This window comes from Massiliimalia timonensis, from assembly GCF_900186585.1.
GTDB classification, from domain to species: Bacteria; Bacillota; Clostridia; order Oscillospirales; family Ruminococcaceae; genus Massiliimalia; species Massiliimalia timonensis.
This window is the reverse complement of sequence record NZ_FYDD01000004.1, coordinates 595,082-614,896: the sequence shown is the minus strand read 5'-3', so window position 1 is coordinate 614,896 and position 19,815 is coordinate 595,082. Positions and strand designations below refer to the sequence as shown.

At 49.5% G+C, this 19,815-nt stretch carries 14 protein-coding genes and 1 pseudogene; 1 reads left to right on the top strand and 14 read right to left on the bottom strand.

The window, feature by feature from the left end:
• Positions 1–26: 26 nt before the first annotated feature.
• The 7 genes from secG to ilvB all read right to left on the bottom strand — a co-directional run bounded on the left by secG (position 27) and on the right by ilvB (position 8,783).
• Positions 27–281 carry a preprotein translocase subunit SecG gene (gene secG, locus CIB36_RS10720; protein ID WP_158662668.1) on the bottom strand — a complete coding sequence of 85 codons (255 nt, stop codon included), beginning with the start codon at positions 279–281 and terminating at the stop codon, positions 27–29.
• 133 nt (positions 282–414) lie between these two features.
• A complete protein-coding gene (locus tag CIB36_RS10715; protein WP_229408236.1) occupies positions 415–771 on the bottom strand; it encodes a hypothetical protein in 357 nt (118 codons plus the stop codon).
• 272 nt (positions 772–1,043) lie between these two features.
• Entirely contained in the window at positions 1,044–3,284 is a 2,241-nt protein-coding gene (locus tag CIB36_RS10710) for a DNA gyrase/topoisomerase IV subunit A (protein ID WP_093989539.1), read from the bottom strand.
• A 21-nt stretch (positions 3,285–3,305) separates the two neighbouring features.
• The gene (locus CIB36_RS10705) at positions 3,306–5,285 is read right to left on the bottom strand and encodes a DNA gyrase/topoisomerase IV subunit B (RefSeq protein ID WP_093989538.1); all 1,980 of its coding nucleotides are present in this window, start codon (positions 5,283–5,285) and stop codon (positions 3,306–3,308) included.
• A 35-nt stretch (positions 5,286–5,320) separates the two neighbouring features.
• Positions 5,321–6,520: a hypothetical protein gene (locus tag CIB36_RS10700; protein WP_093989537.1), complete on the bottom strand. Its 1,200-nt coding sequence runs from the start codon at positions 6,518–6,520 to the stop codon at positions 5,321–5,323.
• 78 nt (positions 6,521–6,598) lie between these two features.
• Positions 6,599–7,078: an acetolactate synthase small subunit gene (ilvN, locus tag CIB36_RS10695; protein WP_093989536.1), complete on the bottom strand. Its 480-nt coding sequence runs from the start codon at positions 7,076–7,078 to the stop codon at positions 6,599–6,601.
• A 19-nt stretch (positions 7,079–7,097) separates the two neighbouring features.
• Positions 7,098–8,783 (bottom strand): biosynthetic-type acetolactate synthase large subunit, encoded by a 1,686-nt coding sequence (ilvB, locus tag CIB36_RS10690; protein ID WP_093989535.1) that lies wholly within the window; start codon positions 8,781–8,783, stop codon positions 7,098–7,100.
• A 362-nt stretch (positions 8,784–9,145) separates the two neighbouring features.
• Here ilvB and CIB36_RS10685 point away from each other — a divergent pair, with 362 nt between their 5' ends.
• Positions 9,146–9,430 (top strand): sigma-70 family RNA polymerase sigma factor, encoded by a 285-nt coding sequence (locus CIB36_RS10685; RefSeq protein ID WP_093989534.1) that lies wholly within the window; start codon positions 9,146–9,148, stop codon positions 9,428–9,430.
• Positions 9,431–9,895: 465 nt separating this feature from the next.
• Here the strand turns inward: CIB36_RS10685 and ftsH are convergent.
• The 7 genes and pseudogenes from ftsH to CIB36_RS10645 all read right to left on the bottom strand — a co-directional run.
• Positions 9,896–11,860 (bottom strand): annotated as a pseudogene (gene ftsH / locus CIB36_RS10680) (ATP-dependent zinc metalloprotease FtsH); the annotation flags it as partial.
• 41 nt (positions 11,861–11,901) lie between these two features.
• Positions 11,902–12,444, bottom strand: a complete 543-nt coding sequence (gene hpt, locus CIB36_RS10675) for a hypoxanthine phosphoribosyltransferase (protein ID WP_093990010.1) — start codon at positions 12,442–12,444, stop codon at positions 11,902–11,904.
• The gene (gene tilS / locus CIB36_RS13330; RefSeq protein WP_158662667.1) at positions 12,434–13,804 is read right to left on the bottom strand and encodes a tRNA lysidine(34) synthetase TilS; all 1,371 of its coding nucleotides are present in this window, start codon (positions 13,802–13,804) and stop codon (positions 12,434–12,436) included. The genes hpt and tilS overlap by 11 nt, the downstream gene beginning before the upstream one ends.
• Positions 13,788–15,146, bottom strand: coding sequence for a replicative DNA helicase (gene dnaB / locus CIB36_RS10660; protein WP_093989533.1), 1,359 nt, complete (start codon positions 15,144–15,146; stop codon positions 13,788–13,790). The genes tilS and dnaB overlap by 17 nt, the downstream gene beginning before the upstream one ends.
• A gap of 81 nt (positions 15,147–15,227) precedes the next feature.
• Complete coding sequence (gene rplI, locus CIB36_RS10655; protein ID WP_093989532.1) at positions 15,228–15,674, bottom strand: 50S ribosomal protein L9; 447 nt, start codon at positions 15,672–15,674, stop codon at positions 15,228–15,230.
• A 28-nt stretch (positions 15,675–15,702) separates the two neighbouring features.
• A complete protein-coding gene (locus CIB36_RS10650) occupies positions 15,703–17,688 on the bottom strand; it encodes a DHH family phosphoesterase (RefSeq protein WP_093989531.1) in 1,986 nt (661 codons plus the stop codon).
• A 146-nt stretch (positions 17,689–17,834) separates the two neighbouring features.
• Positions 17,835–19,670, bottom strand: a complete 1,836-nt coding sequence (locus CIB36_RS10645) for a ribonuclease J (protein WP_093990008.1) — start codon at positions 19,668–19,670, stop codon at positions 17,835–17,837.
• Positions 19,671–19,815: the final 145 nt, after the last annotated feature.

The following is a 19,815-nucleotide window of genomic DNA, read 5'->3' as shown; positions in this document are numbered from 1 at the left end:
CTTACGCAGGGCACTTGTATTTACTCTTACTTTACAAAATGGATCACCAAATTCATCACCAATGTTACCACAAAGAAAACGACTGCTAAAATCTTGGTTAGTTTCGCGTAAAACGCGTCTTTAGTCCGTCCGCCTTCCCGTCCGTAAAAGTTATTGCTTCCGGATTCCCCGCTTATAGCGCCCATACCAGCCTGCTTGCTTTCCTGTAACATAACAATCAAAATGATCAATACACTTGCAATAATTAATAAGATGCCGCCAACAATTTCAATCGGGTTCATCGTTTTGCCTCCATACACACATAATGATACATTACATATCATAACATACAATTTGTCCCATTTCAACCATTATTTTTATTTTTCTGTAGATTTTCGCAAGCATTCACGGCTTTCACAGAAAAACAAACCGCTGTTATAAACTGCATTCATATAAAAACATTTCGCACAGATCGTCCTGTGCCGCTTTCTTGTCAAACGAAGAGTACACTGAAATCGCTGTAAAACCGATCTCTCGTAATATCTGCTCCATTTCCCCAAAACAGTAAAGATGCGTTTGAAAATCCATAGGCTCGCTTTGCAGCAGGCGGCCGCCGCTGTACAGTTCATAGACCGACGGGGAAAACTGCGTCTGGCTTTGTTCGTCATAATGGTTTTTGCTTTTCAAAACCAGATCCAGCCCCTCCTTGGTCTTTACGGCGACAGCGGTTTTGTAATCGTCCCCGTCCGGGCACCGGTCAGCAATCGTATCCACCGCAAAAATCCAGTTCATCCTGCGGCGCCGTTTCATGCAGGAGCTCATACATTTCGGTGCATAAACTGCCGTAATAATTCTGCCTAGTTTTTTTCATTTCTGTCACCTTACGATCTGATGGAAATTTTATTTTTATGAAAAATCTTGAATATCAGCCGTCAAATTGGCTATATTAATAGTACATTGTTTTTCATAACACAAAAAATTCTTGCGTTTGACCCATATATAACACCCAAACGTTGTATATGATGAAAAGCAGTGTGCCCGCTGGCTTTGCCGGCGGGCTTTTTTTATTCTCCTAACAGATTCAACTGTTCGCCGTAGTCTTCCTCCCGCATCAAAGCGCCTGCCGACGGCAGTGTTTTGGTCCGGAACCGGTGCGGATTCGCAAACATCCCTTCCACAAAGCGTTCCACCTTTTCCACAAAGTGGTTCTTTTTCAGGGTCATCACAGCAACGCCCTGCGTATCCCTGGTCGTTTTTGGAAGGATCGCGGCGGAATGGAACAGCAGTTTCCGCTGCGCAGTAGAGGTCAGGACAAATTCCTCTTGGTCCGTACTTTCAAAGAGCGCTGCCAGCGGGCTTTTTCCGCTGTAGGCGTTGGAAAGCTTTTTCCGCTTGGTTTTAGTTTCATAGGATTTCAGCGGCACCTTGGCAACTTTTCCGTTTTCAAAGAAAAACAGGATATTCCCGCTGTAATCCTTTGTGACCACCATGCCGATCAGCCTTTCATCCTCGTCAAATCCAAGCTTTGCCGGGATATAATCCCCCAGCACGCTGGCTTTTGTATCGTCAAAATCCATAGCGCGCGATTTATAGACCTGCTGCCGGTCTGTGAAAAACAGCAGTTCCACGTCGTTTTGGGATTCCACATGCTGGACAAGATAGTCAGACTCCTTCAGCTTGTGTTCCCCGCTCATCCGCAGACTCTGCGGAGTGATCTTTTTGAAATAACCGTCATTAGTCAAGAACAGATTTACCGCATAGCTCGGGATCTCTTCCTCTTCCGCTTCGTCTTCTACGTCTTCCGCGAAGAGCAGCATGGTGCGGCGCGGCTTCCCGTATTTTTTCATAACCTCTTTCAGTTCAGATACGATAATAGCGCGCACTTTTTTATTGCTGCCCAGGATCTCCTCCATTTCAGCAATGTCACGCATCAAATCTTCAATTTCCTGCGTCCGTTTCAGGATGTATTCCCGGTTTAAATGCCGCAACTTGATCTCGGCTACATATTCCGCCTGGATCTCGTCGATGCCGAACCCGATCATCAGGTTCATCACGACTTCACTTTCTTCTTCAGTTTCCCGTACGATCCGGATCGCCTTGTCAATATCCAGAATAATTTTTTCCAAGCCTTTGAGAAGGTGCAGCTTTTCTTTCTTTTTGTTCAAGTCAAAATAAACCCTGCGGCGGACGCATTCAGTCCGGAACGCCAGCCATTCCTGCAAAATTTCCCGTACGCCCATCACCCGGGGATGCCCCGCGATCAAAACGTTAAAATTACAGGAAAAGTTATCCTGTAGCGGGGTCGTGCGGAATAATTTTGCCATCAGCTTGTCCGGTTCTGCCCCGCGTTTCAGGTCAAGGGTCAGCTTTAGCCCGGACAGGTCGGTTTCATCACGCATATCCGCGATCTCCCGGATCTTATTCTGTTTAATGAGCTCAACGATCTTGTCCATGATCGCTTCTACCGTGGTGGTAGGCGGGATCTCGGTGATCTCAATGCAGTTGTTTTGTTTGTCGTACTGATATTTCGCCCGGATCTTAATGCTTCCCCGGCCAGTGTTGTACACCTGATCCAGTACTGCGCGGTCGAAGATCATATATCCCCCGCCCGGAAAGTCCGGCCCTTTCAGGGTTTCGTGCAGGTCGTAATCCGGGTCGCGGATCAGCCCGATCGTGGTTTCACACAGCTCCTTTAGGTTAAACGGGCAGATACAACTTGCCATGGAAACTGCGATCCCCACATTGGAGTTGACCAAAACAGATGGAAAGGTAGCCGGCAGGAGAGTCGGCTCCATCATCTGGTTATCATAGTTCGGCACAAAATCCACGGTATCCTTATCAATGTCACGGAAAAACTCCGCACAAAGCGGGTCCAGCTTTGCTTCCGTATAACGGGAGGCCGCATAAGCCATGTCGCGGGAATACGCCTTTCCAAAGTTCCCCTTAGAGTCGATATACGGGTGTAGCAGCGTTTCATTCCCGCGGGTCAGGCGGACCATCGTTTCATAGATCGCCTGGTCCCCGTGCGGGTTCAGCTTCATCGTCTGCCCGACAATGTTGGCAGACTTTGTCCTTGCGCCGCTGAGCAGCCCCATCTTGTACATGGTGTACAGGATCTTCCGGTGCGACGGCTTAAAGCCGTCGATCTCCGGCAATGCGCGGGATACGATGACGCTCATCGCGTAAGGCATGTAGTTTTGCTCGATCGTTTCAGTGATCGGCTGGTCAACAATGATCCCGCCGCCTTCGATCGTGGCGTTTACATTCACCTTTTTATGGTTGGTCGCTTCTTTTTTCTTTGCCATTCTTGTAACCTCAATCTGTTATTAGGATATATCCGCAAGTTCCAGATACTCCTGACCGTTTTCCGCAATATAATCTTTTCTTCCCTGCAGGTTGTCTCCCAGCATCAAATCAAACATGGCGGATGTCTTTTCCACATCTTCTGCATTGACCCGGATCAGCCTTCTGGTTTCCGGGTTCATGGTGGTCAGCCACATCATCTCCGGCTCATTTTCCCCAAGCCCTTTGGAGCGCTGGATCACATATTTTGTCTTCCCCAGTTCTTCCAGTACCGCCTGCTTTTCCTTTTCTGTATAAGCAAAATAAGTCCGGTCTTTTGTGTTGATCTCATACAGCGGGGATTCCGCAATATACACATATCCCTCATCAATGAGGGTGGGGGTCAGGCGGTAAAGCATCGTCAAGATCAGGGTGCGGATCTGGAACCCGTCTACGTCGGCGTCGGTGCAGATCACGACCTTGTTCCATTTAAAATTGTTTAGGTCAAAGGTAGAAAGATCCTTATTGGCTTTTGTAGTCACTTCCACTCCGCAGCCCAGTACTTTCACCAGGTCAGTAATGATCTCGCTTTTAAAAATTTTGTTAAACTCCGCCTTTAAGCAGTTTAAAATTTTTCCCCGCACCGGCATAATGGCCTGAAATTCCGCATCCCGGCCCATTTTTACCGATCCCAGCGCAGAGTCGCCCTCCACGATATACAGTTCCCGCCGGGATAGGTCTTTGCTGCGGCAGTCCACAAATTTCTGCACCCGGTTTGCCATGTCAATGGTACCGGAAAGCTTTTTCTTCAGGTTCAGACGGGTCTTTTCCGCGTTTTCGCGGCTTCGTTTGTTGATCAGCACCTGTTCGGCGATCTTATTTGCCTCGTCAGGGTTTTCAATAAAATAAACCTCCAGCTGGTGCTTTAAAAATTCGGTCATCGCCTCATAAATAAATTTATTGGTGATCGCCTTTTTGGTCTGGTTTTCATAAGACGTCTGGGTAGAGAAAGAAGAGGATACTAAGATCAGGCAGTCCTCCACGTCGGTGTAACTGATCTTTCCTTCCCCTTTCAGGTACTTGCTGTTTTGCTTTAAGTAGCTGTCGATCTGGGATACAAACGCCTGCTTTACCGCCCGTTCCGGAGAACCGCCGTATTCCAAAAAGCTGGAGTTATGATAGTATTCCGTCATTTTAAAGCGGTTGGAGAACACCATCGCCACCGATAATTTCACCCGGTATTCCGGCTTGTCCGCGCGATCCTTTCCCATGCGTTCTGCTTCCCAGTACTGCACCGTAGTCATGGCGTTTTCCCCCGCCAGCTCCCGTACATAGTCGGTGATCCCGTCCGCGTAAACAAATTCCTTTTCTTCCCAGCCGTTTTCCCCCTGAAAACGGTAAACAAACACAAGCCCCTTGTTGACGACCGCCTGGCGTTTTAGGACATCCTCAAAATATTCGTTAGGGATATCAATATCGGTAAACACTTCCAGATCAGGGCGCCACTTGATTTTTGTCCCAGTCCGTTTCAAGCGGGTGGGGGCCTTCTCAAAGCTGACGTTTTCCCCCTTTTCAAACCGCAGGTTATACTGCTGTCCGTCACGCAGGATCTCAACGTCCATATATTCGGAGGCATATTGGGTAGCGCACAGCCCCAGCCCGTTCAGTCCCAAAGAAAACTCATAGTTCGCGTCTCCCGAGTTCTGGTATTTCCCCCCGGCATATAATTCACAGAACACCAGCTCCCAGTTGTAGCAGTTCTCATTCTGGTTAAAATCCACCGGTATCCCGCGGCCGAAGTCCTCGATCTCGATCGAGGAATCGGGGAAACGGGTAATGATAATTCTGTCCCCGTGGCCTTCCCTTGCCTCGTCGATCGAGTTGGAAAGGATCTCGAATACAGAGTGTTCGCAACCCTCCAGCCCATCCGAGCCAAAAATGACCGCAGGGCGTTTCCGCACCCGGTCAGCGCCCTTGAGCGCGGTGATGCTTTCATTGGTATATTCCTGTTTGCGTTTTGCCATGATTATTTTCTCTCCACCTATTTTATTTTTAAGGTCTAGCTTCTTTCTTCTTTTTTACCATATAAACTGAACGCCATGTCGGTATGGTCTTCGTAGGTATAAAAGTAATCATAATATACTCCTGACCGTTCCCAACTAACCTTGTTCCAGTCTTCCTCTCCGTTTTCTTCGGACACAAGGTAATCCCCTGCAAACTCAGCTGGGAAATAAAGCATAATGTCCTCATAAGCGTTTTCGTTTTGGTCAACAGCCTTTTTCCTGCTGATTTTCAACTGATACTGCGGACTCAACGGGTCATAAAAATTCTGCCCCATAGATGTTACCGTATCCGGCGCCTTCACCTGTTCCATCGTGATCTCATAGCACTCGGTATCATATACCAGTTCTATCCCGCCTTGCAGCGGCAACTTGCGAAACAAATGGTATTCTTCCTCCGCTGCATCATCATATCGTTCTGTTTCGGTGTCCCAATCATAGTATTTCTTCCGAGAAACCACATAAACCTCTTTGATCTTTTGATTTTGTTCTGTCAGGTCTTCTGCTACCTGATTTTTTCCCAGCCCGTCTTCACTGCTTTGATACATGGAAAACTCATCCCAAAAATTTGCAAAGCCTACGGTCACATCCCCGATGTCCCGTTCTGTCAAAAGCAGCGTTTGTCCAGCTCCCCGCAAAAAATCAAGACCTGTATCAACATATTGGTATACGACGTTTGCCTGATAGTTATCCTGGTATAAAAGCTGGTCAAACTGCCGCAGGCCCGGCTCAGCAAAGCCCTCGATGCTTTGCCGGGGCAATTCACCGATCTCTTTGGAATAGTAATAGACGTCGGTTCGCCGGGGCTCCGGCAGGTCTATACGGGAGGCAAAGAAAGAATGTGCCGATCGCTTTATCTGCTCCTGATACCGGTTATCATACCCTTCCTGCGTCCGAACATTCATTAAAACCTGGAATTCCCCGTTCCTGCCGCGCACTGTTGCTTTTACATAGTCGCTGGGATGATCAAAAAAATCCGGAATCGGGCCGCTGTCCTTTAATTGATCCAAACAGGTAAGCTCTATGATCTGGGCCTGTTCCCCATAATGTTCCCGCACATAGGTACGCACCATGCCTTTTCCAAGCTGTTCATTCCGTTTGGCGATCTGTCGATCCTCCTTGCTCATACAGCCGCAAATAGCCGCTGCGAACAAGGTCAGAAAAAAGCCTGCTGCCGCCAGCTTCCAAATTCGTTTCATCAGATCCCCTCGTCTCTATGGTATCCTTTAGAATTCAGAAAAATGACCTGCGTTTCATGGCGGCAGGTCATTTTTTATTTACTCCCGTTCTAATGCCAGTAAGCCAGAACGCATCATTTTTTTGATTCCAAACGGCTTCACCAGCTGGATGAATGCGTCGATCTTTCTTGGCTTTCCGGTCAATTCCAACATCAGCGACTGTTCGCTGACATTGATGATATTCGCACGGAACAGGTTTGCCACCTGGATCAGGGAAGCACAATTCTCTTCGCTGTTTCCCGCCTGCACAATGACATGCTCCCGCTTCACAGAATTTTCGCTGGTCATCACACGGACCTCCCGCACGTCGACCAGTTTGGAAAGCTGTTTGTCGATCTGCTCCAATGTTGCGGAATCCCCGTTGGTAACAATAGTCATCCGCACCACCTCCGGATTTTCTGTCTGCGCCGCGGCAATACTTTCAATATTGTATCCTCTCCGGCTGAACAAACCTGCGATCCGCAGCATCACACCGGAATTATTATCCATTAAAATTGATAAAACGTGTTTCTTTGGCATGGTCATTTCACCCTTTCTATCAATCGTCGATCTCTATGTCTAAGATCGGTTTGTCTATGGCGGCGCCCGCCGGCACCATCGGCAGGACATTGATGTCCCGGTCGATAACGCATTCCACCAGCACCGGCGTGTCATGCCGCAGTGCCTTTTGAAGCACTTCGCGCACCTCGCTTTTTTTGGTGATCCGATAGGAGGGGATATGATAAGCCTCTGCCAGCTTCATATAATCGGTGTCCCGTTCCAAAGTCGTCTGGGAAAACCGTTTCCCATAGAATAACCGCTGCCACTGGCGCACCATCCCAAGCACGCTGTTGTTAAATAACAGCTCTACGATCGGGATATTGTGCTTGTAAGCAGTCACCAGTTCGTTGCAGTTCATATGGAAACTGCCGTCGCCGGCAATATTGATCACCTGTTTGTCGGGCCGGCCCACCTGCGCGCCCATAGAAGCGCCCAGACCATAGCCCATCGTTCCCAAGCCGCCCGATGTGATAAATTGGCGCGGTTCTTTAAAATCATAGTACTGTGCGGCCCACATTTGGTGCTGTCCAACTTCTGTCGTGATCACCGCGTCCCCATGAGTCAGCTCGTCCAGAGTTTCCAGCACATACTGCGGGGTGACCTGATCCCCGTAATCCTCTGCAACATGAAGCGGAAATTCCTCTTTCCATGCATCGATCTGCCGGAGCCATTCCGTATGGTCCTGAGGCGGTACCAGCTCGTTCAGCCTGTCCAGCACACAACGGACATCCCCGACCAGCTGATGATCCACATGGATATTCTTATTGATCTCAGCAGGGTCGATATCAATATGCACGATCTTTGCTTTTGGCGCAAAAGAAACAATATCTCCGATCACCCTGTCGGAAAAGCGGGTCCCGATACCGATAAACAGGTCGCAATCGGATACAGCCTTAGAAGAAACCACCGTACCGTGCATACCCAACATCCCAATATACCGGCTGTCCCGGTTATTAAACCCGCCCTGTCCCATCAGGGAAGAGGATACCGGCGCATCGACCAGTTCCGCAAATTTTGCCATTTCCTCAGCCGCGCCAGAGCTGATGACCCCGCCGCCGGTATAAAGAAACGGCTTTTTGGAAGCAGCGATCAAGTCCGCCACCTGCCGGTATTCCTCATCAGCAGACAAAGAGTAGTAATTATCCGGCTTTACGATTTCCTTGCGGGTGTATTCACAGGCGGCCGCTGTCACATCCTTAGGAATATCCACCAGCACCGGTCCCGGACGCCCGGTCGTTGCGATCTCAAAAGCACGGCGCAGGGTGTCGGCCAGTTCTGAAACATCCTTGATGATAAAATTATACTTTGTAACCGGCATTGTAATTCCCGTGATGTCAACCTCCTGAAAACTGTCCAGTCCCAGAGAAGGGACAGCCACATTTCCGGTGATCGCCACCATGGGGATAGAATCCATATGCGCAGTTGCGATTCCCGTCACTAAGTTGGTGGCGCCGGGACCGGAGGTAGCAATGCAAACACCGGTTTTCCCGGTTGCTCTGGCGTATCCGTCCGCCGCGTGTGCTGCGCCCTGTTCATGCGCGGTTATAATATGACGGATCTTGCTGCGGTATTCATAAATCGCGTCGTACAGATTGAGCACGGCTCCGCCCGGATACCCAAATACCGTATCAACGCCCTGTTCCAACAAACATTCAATAATGATCTGTGCTCCTGTTAATTTCATCTTGCTATAAACCTTTCATTTACCGAAAGGTCTTTTCCTCCTCTCAAACAGCCATGTCAAGCTCAGGAATAAATGTCATATATCATTTATTATACCAAAGCGGTCAGTTTTGTCAACGATAGAACCCGTCAGAATTCCACCTCTGCCCTGCCCAGTTCTTTGGGGAAATAGCCAATTTATTGCTTATCCCATTTAGCTTGATCGGGTGATCCTAGAAAAATTCCGGCCTTTCAAAACAGCTTCCCGTTTCACCCTTGACTCCGAATTATTCCCATGATACCATAACCTTATCATCTAAATTGTGTGGCTGCACCATTTGTCTGCTTCATACAGACATTTTTATGGAAGGATGTGAGGAATGATTGGACAAAATCAGTTTTGATGAAGCACGCTATATTGTACCGCAAGACCCCAAATACCATTCACGGATCGCCCCTGCCCGGATGGTCCGTCAGATCATGCAGGATTTTACTACGCCCCGGCAGCAGCAGATGCTGCTTTTGTATTTTTACCAGCAGAAAAAAATGACAGAGATCGCCGCGATGCTTGGGGTCAATAAATCTACCGTATCGCGTACCGTAAAGCGCGGGTTGTCCCGTGTACAGCGTCAGCTCCGGTTTTATATGGAACAAGAAAACGGACGATAAATAATCGTCCGTTTTTCTTTGTTATTTTTTTGTTTCAGGATCATTTTCCTGCTTTTCGGCAGCTTTGGCATTCGTTTTCTTTCCGCCCTGAGTTTTTTTGCGACGGTTTGCCGAACGCTGTGTAGCCTGCCCTGAGGCTTTTTCAGTCTTCTGAGGCTTCGCCTCTTCGGAAGGCTTTTCTGCTTCAGGTTCTTCCTTCTTTTCCGGTTCCTGCTCTGTTTCAGACGGTTCTTCCTGCGCTGTCTTTTCTTCCACGACTTCAGGCGCGCCGTCTTGATCCTTTACAGGCTCCTTTTCCTGCATACCTTCCTCATTTGAAATTTCCTCTTGGATCGGAACTTCAGGAGTTGCAGCTTCTGTCTGTTCCAAAACAGCCTCTTCTTGTTTTTCAGCTTCCGGCGCAGCAGGCTCCTGTGCAGGCTCCTCCTTTGCTTCCGGTACTATTGGAGCAGAGATTTGTGCAGGCTTTTCTGTTTCATCAGAAGATTCTGCCTTTGCGGCTTTTTTTTCTTCCTCTGCTTCCAGCTTTGCCAGTTCTGCGTTCAGGTCTTCCACCTTGATCTCGCCGTTCATCAGCTGTTTAAAAGTATCTGCATTCACCTTTTCATGGATCAGCAAATATTTCGCGACCAGATCCAGCTGATCGTAATGCTCTTTTAACAGCTCCTCCGCCCGGCTGTACGCCTGGTCGATGAGCATCCGTACTTCCTCGTCGATCTCCGCCGCCACATTTTCAGAGTAGTTGCGCTGATGTCCCATATCACGGCCCAAGAACACCTCGCCCTGAGCTTCCCCGTATACGACCGGTCCCAAACGGGAACTAAAGCCGTAGCGGGTGACCATATCGCGGGCAGTTTTAGTCGCGCGCTCAATGTCGTTGGAAGCGCCGGTGCAGATGTCTTCCAGCGCAGTAGCCTCTGCAACACGTCCGCCCAAAAGCACGACTAAGCTTTCCTGCATCTTGCGTTTAGAAACATGCGCGCGGTCTTCTTCCGGCAGGTTCATGGTATATCCAGCTGCCATCCCACGCGGGATAATCGAAATCTCATGCACCGGATCCTGGGTCGGGCAATAGTAGGTGACCACTGCGTGCCCAGCTTCGTGGTAGGCTGTGATCTTCTTGTCGGTCCGGTTGATCTTGTGGGATTTTTTCTCCGGTCCTGCCACAACCTTGATCGTAGCCTCTTCAATATCAGTGCCGGTGATCGCTTTCTTCCCTCTTCTTGCCGCCAAAAGCGCGGCTTCATTCAACAGATTTTCCAGGTCAGCCCCGGTAAACCCAGCAGTAGTTCTTGCAATGACGCCCAAATCCACATCAAAGCCCAGCGGTTTGTTTCTGGAATGGACTTTCAGAATCTCTTCACGGCCTTTGACATCTGGATATCCGACAACGACCTGACGGTCAAAACGTCCCGGACGGAGCAAAGCCGGGTCCAAAATGTCACGGCGGTTCGTTGCGGCAATTACGATGACTCCCTGATTCATCCCAAAGCCGTCCATCTCAACGAGCAGCTGGTTTAAGGTCTGTTCCCTTTCATCGTGCCCGCCGCCTAAACCGGCTCCGCGATGACGGCCAACTGCGTCGATCTCATCAATAAACACGATAGATGGCGCATGTTTTTTCGCCTGTTCAAACAGGTCACGTACACGGGAGGCACCAACACCGACAAACATTTCTACGAAATCCGAACCGGAAATCGAGAAAAACGGTACGGCTGCTTCCCCTGCAACAGCACGGGCAAGCAGGGTTTTACCGGTACCCGGAGGGCCTAACAGCAAAACGCCTTTCGGGATCCTTGCACCCAGTTCGTTAAACTTTTTCGGGTTTTTCAAAAACTCAACGATCTCCGCCAGCTCTTCCTTTTCTTCATCCGCGCCGGCAACATCGGCAAAGGTGGTTTTCACCCCATGCTGGACCGGGTTTTTCATATTGGCCTTGCCGAACTGGTTCATCTTCCCGCCGGCCCCTGCCTGACGCATCATAAATACAAACAACCCAACCATTGCCACGATCAGGATGATCGTTGGTACAAACTGAAGCAGCAGTCCGGTATTATTGCTGCTGTACGAATAATCCCATGTGATCTTGCTGTCCGGGTGTTTCGCGTTGTTTTCCTTAACTACCTCCTGAATATCATCTAAAAAGACAGATACCACAGGCACTTTATAGGTAAATGCCATTTTCCCGTCAACAGTTTTTTGAGCCCCCGGGAATTCCACATTATTACGCAGGATCGCGGTCAGTTCCCCGTTTCCCAAATCAAGGTCAAAATCCGAGATCTTATCGTCCTCAAATAATTCTACTACATCAGAATATTTAAAAGCAGGCTCCATACCACGTTTTAAGGTTTGGGTCACCGTAAACAAACTGATCAGCAAAACCACAAATACCACAACATAAATCAGGATCGTCTTCTTTTTGTTTTGCAAAACATTACCTCTCCTTAACCATTAGATTTTTCGACAGATCATTATTTAGAATACACTTCCGGCTTCAATACGCCAAGATAAGGCAGGTTTCGATAAGTTTCCGCATAATCAAGCCCGTATCCTACCACAAATTCATCTGGTACGATGAATCCTTTGTAATCTGCCTTGATATCCGGCACCTGTCTTCTTTCCGGTTTATCCAGCAGTGTACAGATCTTAATGGAATTTGGTTTGCGCTCCATCAGGATCTTTTTGATGTAACTCAAGGTTTTTCCACTGTCCAGAATATCCTCTACGATCAAAAGGTCATATCCTGCAATATCAATATCCAAGTCCTTGATAATTTTTACAGTCCCAGTCGTTTTTGTTCCAGAGCCATAGCTGGAAACATTCATAAAGTCGATCCGGCAATAGGTGTCGATCGCACGCATCAGATCCGCCATAAATACGACTGAACCCTTTAACACACTAACGAGGAGTAATTTTTTATCCTGATAATCCTCTGTGATCTGCGCGCCGAGCTCCTTTACCTTTGCCTGAAGCTCTTCTTCTGTCAGCAATACTTTTAAAATATCATCCTTCATCATCTTGTCTTATTCCTTTCAACCAACAGATGGCAACCGCCTTTGTTGTCCTTTTGTCACAGCATACGCGCTCATCAGCGCCAAAGCCTTCCACCCCGATCACACCCTGCCGGTCTGCCAAAACAAACCGCCGACTGCGTTCCCAATGCGAAATTTTCTCTTCAGAAAACAATTTTTTCACCGATTTAGTGCATTTCCGGTATGGAAGCCGGATCATATCTCCCGGCCTGCGCTGACGAATCATAATACTACCTGATATTTTACCACAATCTATCAAAATATCAAATACATTTTTATAAATTTTTTGAACGAAACGGGAAGGATTCGTGTCCAAAGTTTGAATTTTATAGCTTTCCCCTGTTGGGCTTTCAAAAATACCGTCCTTTAACAGAAATTCAAAGTATGGTTCCTCTTTTTCCGGAGAAACAGCTTCTAAAAACCGTCCTCTTTTCCTGATCATCAAAGAACTTTTATATTGCACTTGCCCGCCTGTATGACAAAGACGCATCAGTTCTTCGACCCTGGAAGAAAACACCTGCACTTTCCACTGCGAAAGCCAAAGTGCCAGCGCCCTCCGCCGCATGGCCATAGGTTCCCGCAAAAGCTGCTGTATATCAAGCTGATCCCCCTGCAGGACCCGGTGGTATGCATCAAGCGCACAGCGCTGTAAAAACTCCTCATCCTCAGCCAGCAGCCCAGCTGTCTTTGCGATATGCTGTACAGCCGCATGGTTTATTCTGGAAAGCTCCGGAAGCACTTGAAGCCGGATCCGGTTACGGCTGTACCCACAGGAAAGATTGGTGCTGTCCGTCACATACGAAAGCCCGTGTTCTGTGCAGTAAGCCTCTATCTCTTCCCGGCTGGCTCCCAAAAGCGGCCGCACGATCCTACCGCGCACTGGGGGGATGCCGCAAAGTCCTTTTAAAGCGCTCCCCCTTACCAAACGGAACAGCACTGTTTCCGCCTGATCTGTTTGGGTATGCGCCGTTGCGATCCAGACCCTTCCATCCATTTTCTGCTCCAGCTTTTGAGCCGTTTCCTCAAAGAAAGTATACCGCACCTCCCGGCCGCACTCTTCTTCAGAAAGGCAAAGCGCTTTCGCCCGTTCCCGCACTGAAACCGTTTCCCGGTACAAGGGGATCTGCTCCTGCTCACAAAAAGCTTCTACAAACCGTTCGTCCCGGTCGCTTTCCTCGCCGCGAAGCTGGTGGTTAATGTGGCAGGCCGCTAGGCGCAAGCCCGAAAAATTTTCCCGGAGCCAGTGGGTAAGGCAAACGGAATCCGCGCCGCCCGACAGGCCGACCACTACAGTGTCGCCTTCCTGAAAGGGGAGGTCGTCCCGGTTAGAACGGAGGCTCATCACGCCGTACCTCCAAATTCCCAAAACGGGTAAATTCCCCGATCCATGCAAGATCCACCTCGCCGGTAGAGCCATGACGGTTCTTGGCAAGGATACACTGCGCGACGTTTGGGTTTTCCACCTCTTTATCGTAATATCCTTCGCGGAACAAAAACATAACGATGTCCGCGTCCTGCTCGATCGAGCCGGATTCCCTTAAGTCGGAAAGCATCGGCTTGTGGTCCGGGCGCTGTTCCGCAGAACGGTTCAACTGAGAAAGCACTATGACCGGGATATTCAGTTCCTTCGCCATGATCTTCAAATTCCGGGTGATCTTGGAAACTTCCTGTACCCGATTCTCGCTTTTCCCGCTGCCGGACATCAACTGCAAATAGTCGATAACGATCAGTCCCAGATTTTTCAGCCGCCGCACCTTTGCCTTGACCTCTGCCACGGTGATCCCCGGCGTATCATCCAGATACATCCGGGTCTTAGACAGAATATCCGCACTCGCGGCAAGCTGGACCCATTGGTCGGTGGACAGCACGCCGGTGCGAAGGCTTTCACTGGGGATCTGCGCCTCCGAAGAAAGCACACGGCTTACCAACTGTTCACTGGACATTTCCAAAGAAAACACGACGACATCTTTGTCATATTTTTTAGCCACATTGGTGGCGATATTCAGCGCAAAAGACGTTTTTCCCATACCAGGACGGGCCGCCAGCAAAATCAAGTCGGATTTGTTCAGTCCCGTCATCATCGCGTCCAGCCGGGTAAACCCGCTGCTCAAGCCCAAATATAAGTCCCTGTCTTCCCCGGTCAGCTTTTGCAGCCGGTCATAAGTCCCGATGATGACCTTGTCGATCGGGGTAAGTTCACTGTTATCCTTTCCCTGGCGGATATCATAAAGCTTCTGCTCCGCCATATCCATCAGGTAGTTGGCGCTGCCCTCCTCGTTGCGGGCATACTCCTCAATCTCCTTTGCGGCAGTGATCAGCCGGCGGCGGTAATACCGGTTTAATACGATATTGCAGTAATCAGCGATATTCGCCGTAGACGGCACCATCTCCATTAGCTGCGCCAAGTACACCTTTGCCGAAGCATCATCCTGAAAGATCTGCGCCTGTGCCACCTCGTCCAGCACCGTAATAAAGTCGATCGGTTTGGAGAGGTTGAACATGCTTAGAAAAATATCATAAATTTCCGCATGCTGTTTTCGGTAAAACATGTCAGAACGGGTTAATATTTCTAATACGGAGGTCAAGCAGTCCGGGTTGACCAGGATTCCTCCCAGCACCGATTGTTCCGCCTCTAAGCTATAGGGCAGTCCGTCCTCAAATTGCAGTTCTGTGTATTCTGCCAAACAGGGTTCCCCCTTTCTCAAAAATAACGAACAAAACAGAACGTCCTTTTTAAGACGTTCTGTTTTGTTTTTTCTCTTTTGTTACTCTTCCACCACGTTGACAAGCATTTTTGCAACAACGCCGGTGTGCAGCTTTAATTCAAAGGAAAAAGTGCCAAAGGATTTAATATCCTGCGCCAGTGTGATCTTCTTTTTATTTACTTCCAAGTCAAATGCTTTTTCCACTGCCGCGGCAATTTCCTTAGCGGTCACTTTTCCAAACAGCTTGCCTTTTTCTCCGGCTTTTGCCGTAACGGTAACAGTTTGGTCCGCCAAGCGCTTTGCGGTCTCCTTGGCGTTGTCCAAAGCGACCTGAGCGTGATGCGCCGCCGCCGCGTCTTTGGCGTTCTTTTCATTGACAGCCTGAGCGTCGGCCGCGACTGCCAACCCCTTTTTCAGTAAAAAGTTTTTCGCGTAGCCATCCGCCACATTGACAAGATCGCCCTTTTTCCCACTGCCCTTAACGTCTTCCTTTAAGATAACTTTCATCTTTATATCTCTCCTCCATATTTTCTTCTCAAGTATTGGGAGACACTTTTTTATGTGTCGTATTGTAATCGTCGATCGCATTGAGCAAAAGCTGCTTGACCTTAGGCATATCGGAATCCGCGATCTGCGCTGCCGCCATCGTTAAATGGCCACCTCCGCCCAGCGTTTCCATAATAACCTGAACATTCATCGCCCCCATGGAACGGGCAGAAACATTGACGGTGTCCCCTTGTTCATACATCACAAAGGAAGCATCTACCCCGTTGATTCCCAAAAGGTCGTCGGCCGCCTGAGCTGCGACTACCCGGATGTCGTCGGTCAGCAGGTCGCTGCACGCGATTGCACATCCATTATAGACTTCTGCCGAAGCCACCAGCTTCGTTTTATTCTGGTAGGAGTCCATGGAGCTGGCAAACAATTTGCGCACCTCCACGGTATCGGCACCCATTTTTTTCAGGTACGCCGCCGCCTCAAACGTCCGGACTCCTGTTTTCATGATAAAGTTTTTGGTATCCAGCATAATCCCTGATAAAAGCGCCTCTGCATGGTAATGCGCCAACACACATTCATTGCCCAGATACTGTACTAGCTCCGTCACCATCTCCGATGCGGAAGAGGCATACGGCTCATGATAAAAAATCACGGCGTTGTCGATATAATCGACCATTTTCCTGTGGTGGTCGATCACCACCACATTCTTGCAGGCCTGATATACCTCTGCACTCTCCACGAAATGCGGGGAATGCGTATCCACAATGATCAATAGGGTTCCCCGGCGCGCAAGGGACATCGCCTCGTGCGGCGGGATAAACAACCTTTCATCCTGTTCAAATTTGCGGTAATGGTCCACCAGAGTATCAGCCAGACATTTGTGGTAATCCAGCACGATATGCACTTCTTTTCCAAGGCATTGGCATGCCCTTGCCATCCCAATCGCGGAGCCCACCGCGTCAAGATCTGCAAATTTGTGTCCCATGATCAGGACCTGATCGCTGTTAAGGATCAATTCCGACATTGCGGAAGCAACGATACGGCTCTTCACCTTGGTACGTTTTTCTACGCCCTTAGAAGCCCCGCCGTAAAACTTAAATCCGCCCTCGATCATCAAGGCCACCTGGTCGCCGCCCCGCCCCAAAGCCATTTCCAATGCTTGGCGGGCGTCCTGTTCATTTTCTGCAAAGGTATCCGCCTGGTAACCGATCCCGATCGACAGCGTGATCGGAACACGCTCGGTCGTCAGGATATTTTTCGTTTCATCCAGGATAGTGAACCGGTCCTGCAGCATCTTGTCAAAGTGCTGGCGCTCAATGATCGCCATATAACGGTCCCGCTCCAGCCGGATGATAAAACCTGTTGTTTTTCCGATATACTGCTCCAGCAAACGGTTCACTTCGCTTAGGATCTGCGTTTTTTCGCTTTCCCGTGCATTTTTCACGATCTCCTCATAGCTGTCCAGCAAAATCACCATCACGACCGGACGGGTCATCTGATATTTGCGCATGGTGTCGTACAACTCTGTGACATCAATAAAATAAAGCAGATGAAGCGCTTCAGTCTCCGAATCGGAGCTTACAATATACACTTTATAGTGCTTATCTTTATAGGAGATCACATCCCCCTGATGATGCTTTAACTCCTCCAAAGAACGAAAGGTGATCCGGTTTAAGTAAGACCCGTACAGGTCCTCTTCCGACAACACCTTCCGAAACGCGTCGTTGTACCAGATCACTTCCCTGCGCTGAGTAACGACAGCGGCCGGCATCGGGAGATTAAACATCCCTTGGCGGTGGGTCACATTCAAATGCTGCCCCATATTCTTCAGCAGGCGGTAAATTTCCCTGTGAAGCCTGAAATACCGGTAAAACATGTAAATCAGCGCACCTAAAACAAGGGGAAACAGGCAGACAAACAAAACCCAATGGTAAAAATATGCAATCAACAACAGTAAGGCGGACAACGCGACCGCTAGCACCATAAAAGGCCGCAGAATCCACACCTTTTTAAATTTTTGCACCGGTCCAGGCCCCCTTTTCCCGCAGTTTCATACCAGCAGCATAAATTTATAGAATATTATACTATATTTCCATGAAAAAAGCAAAGGAAAAATGCCGGCAAAGACAACAAAAAAGGGCGGGAACTCCCACCCTTTTGCTGCAATCGCTAAATTTCCATCATGATCGGCAAAATCATCGGTGAACGCTTGGTTTTCCGGTAAATAAAGCTGGAAAGCGCGTCTTTGATGCTGTTTTTCATGGTGGTCCAGTCGCGGATCCCGCTGTCCAAGCACTGGTCCAACGCCTTTTTCACTAACAGCCGCGCCTCTTCCATCAGTTCTTCCGATTCCCGCACATAGACAAACCCTCTGGATACGATATCCGGGCCGGCCATGCAGGCACCGGTTTCCTTTTCGATGGTCGCGACAATAATGATCAGGCCGTCCTGCGCCAGACGCTTCCGGTCCCGGATCACGATAGAGCCGACATCGCCCACGCCCAAGCCGTCTACGAATACGCCTCCGGCCTCTACATTTCCGATCACCTTCATCTCCACGTTATCCACCTGGATCACCTGCCCAATATCCCCGATCAGGATATTCGACGGCGGGATCCCCACTGACTGTGCCAGATGAGCGTGCGCGACCAGATGCTTGTATTCCCCGTGCACCGGGATAAAGAATTTCGGCTTTGTCAGAGAAAGGATCAATTTCAATTCGTCCTGGCAGGCATGCCCGGAAACATGCACTTCGTACATCTTTTCATAGATCACTTCCGCGCCGAGCTTCAAAAGATCGTTCACGACCCGGGTCACGTGCTTTTCATTCCCCGGGATCGGCGTTGCGGAAATAATGATGAAATCATTCGGCGTAACGCTGACCTTCCGGTGATCGGAGGAAGCCATCCGTGACAACGCGGAAAGCGGTTCACCTTGGCTTCCCGTGGTGATCAGCACGATCTTATCCGCAGGATAGCGGTTGATCGCGTCAATATCAATAAACAATCCGTCCGGCACCTTTAAATAGCCCAGCTCCATCGCCTTGCCGACCACGTTGATCATGCTTCGGCCGGATACCGCGACCTTTCGGCCGTATTTCATCGCATTGTCTGCGATCTGCTGAATCCGGTGGATATTCGATGAGAACGTCGCCACGATGATCCGTTTCCCCTCCGCCCTGTTAAACAGGGTGTTAAAGGACTGCCCCACCTTGCTTTCGCTCATGGTAGAACCGGGGCGTTCCGCGTTGGTGGAATCCGACAAAAGGCACAATACGCCCTTGCTGCCCAGTTCTGCAAACCGTGCCAGGTCGATAATGTCCCCTTCGATCGGGGAAAAGTCTACTTTAAAGTCTCCGGTATAAACAATTACGCCGGCAGGAGTGTGGATTGCCACGCCGACAGAATCCGGGATGGAATGGTTGACCCGGATAAATTCCACGGACATACACCCCATTTTGACCGTCTGTTTTGGAGTGATGACGCGCAGATCTGCTTTGCCAAGCAGGCCGTGTTCCTTCAGTTTCCCCTCGATCAACCCGATCGCCAATTTTGTCCCATAGATCGGGACGTTGATCTTTCGTAATAAATAAGGAATAGAACCAATATGGTCCTCATGTCCGTGGGTGATCACGATCCCACGGATCTTGTCCGCGTTCTTTTCCAGATAGGTAAAATCGGGGATCACCAAATCTACCCCCAGCATATCCGCATCCGGGAAGCCCATGCCGCAGTCTACCAGAAAGGCATCTTGGCCGCATTCATATACGGTGATGTTTTTTCCTACCTCATGCAGCCCGCCCAACGGAATGATCCGGACCGGAGTTTTTCTGGCGGCCCTGCTCTTCTTTCCATTCCCCGCAGCGGTTTTTGCTGTGCCTGAGGCAGGCTTTGCAGCTGGTCTTCCCCGTTTGGCAGGAGCTTTTTCAGCCGCTGGCTTCGCCGGGCGTCCCCGCTTGGGAGCAGGCTCTTTTTTCACCGGCTTTGCAGGCTCAGCCGCCAGCATCTCCGGGGCGGCCTCAACAGTCGCTTCCTGCTGCATACGCAAAGCGCGCAGGCGTTCTTCGATCGTCATTTCCTGAGGTGCTTTCGCCGCAGAACGGCGCGGCGCACTGCGGTGCCGTGGAGCCGTATTCTTTCCATTTTGCTGT

What these genes read in the sequence shown, in the direction of transcription:
- secG (WP_158662668.1), bottom strand. Translation starts at nt 281, where the DNA reads ATGAACCCGATTGAAATTGTTGGCGGCATCTTATTAATTATTGCAAGT.
- CIB36_RS10715 (WP_229408236.1), bottom strand. Translation starts at nt 771, where the DNA reads ATGAACTGGATTTTTGCGGTGGATACGATTGCTGACCGGTGCCCGGAC.
- CIB36_RS10710 (WP_093989539.1), bottom strand. Translation starts at nt 3,284, where the DNA reads ATGGCAAAGAAAAAAGAAGCGACCAACCATAAAAAGGTGAATGTAAAC.
- CIB36_RS10705 (WP_093989538.1), bottom strand. Translation starts at nt 5,285, where the DNA reads ATGGCAAAACGCAAACAGGAATATACCAATGAAAGCATCACCGCGCTC.
- CIB36_RS10700 (WP_093989537.1), bottom strand. Translation starts at nt 6,520, where the DNA reads ATGAAACGAATTTGGAAGCTGGCGGCAGCAGGCTTTTTTCTGACCTTG.
- ilvN (WP_093989536.1), bottom strand. Translation starts at nt 7,078, where the DNA reads ATGCCAAAGAAACACGTTTTATCAATTTTAATGGATAATAATTCCGGT.
- ilvB (WP_093989535.1), bottom strand. Translation starts at nt 8,783, where the DNA reads ATGAAATTAACAGGAGCACAGATCATTATTGAATGTTTGTTGGAACAG.
- hpt (WP_093990010.1), bottom strand. Translation starts at nt 12,444, where the DNA reads ATGAAGGATGATATTTTAAAAGTATTGCTGACAGAAGAAGAGCTTCAG.
- tilS (WP_158662667.1), bottom strand. Translation starts at nt 13,804, where the DNA reads ATGAGCCTCCGTTCTAACCGGGACGACCTCCCCTTTCAGGAAGGCGAC.
- rplI (WP_093989532.1), bottom strand. Translation starts at nt 15,674, where the DNA reads ATGAAAGTTATCTTAAAGGAAGACGTTAAGGGCAGTGGGAAAAAGGGC.
- CIB36_RS10645 (WP_093990008.1), bottom strand. Translation starts at nt 19,670, where the DNA reads ATGCTGGCGGCTGAGCCTGCAAAGCCGGTGAAAAAAGAGCCTGCTCCC.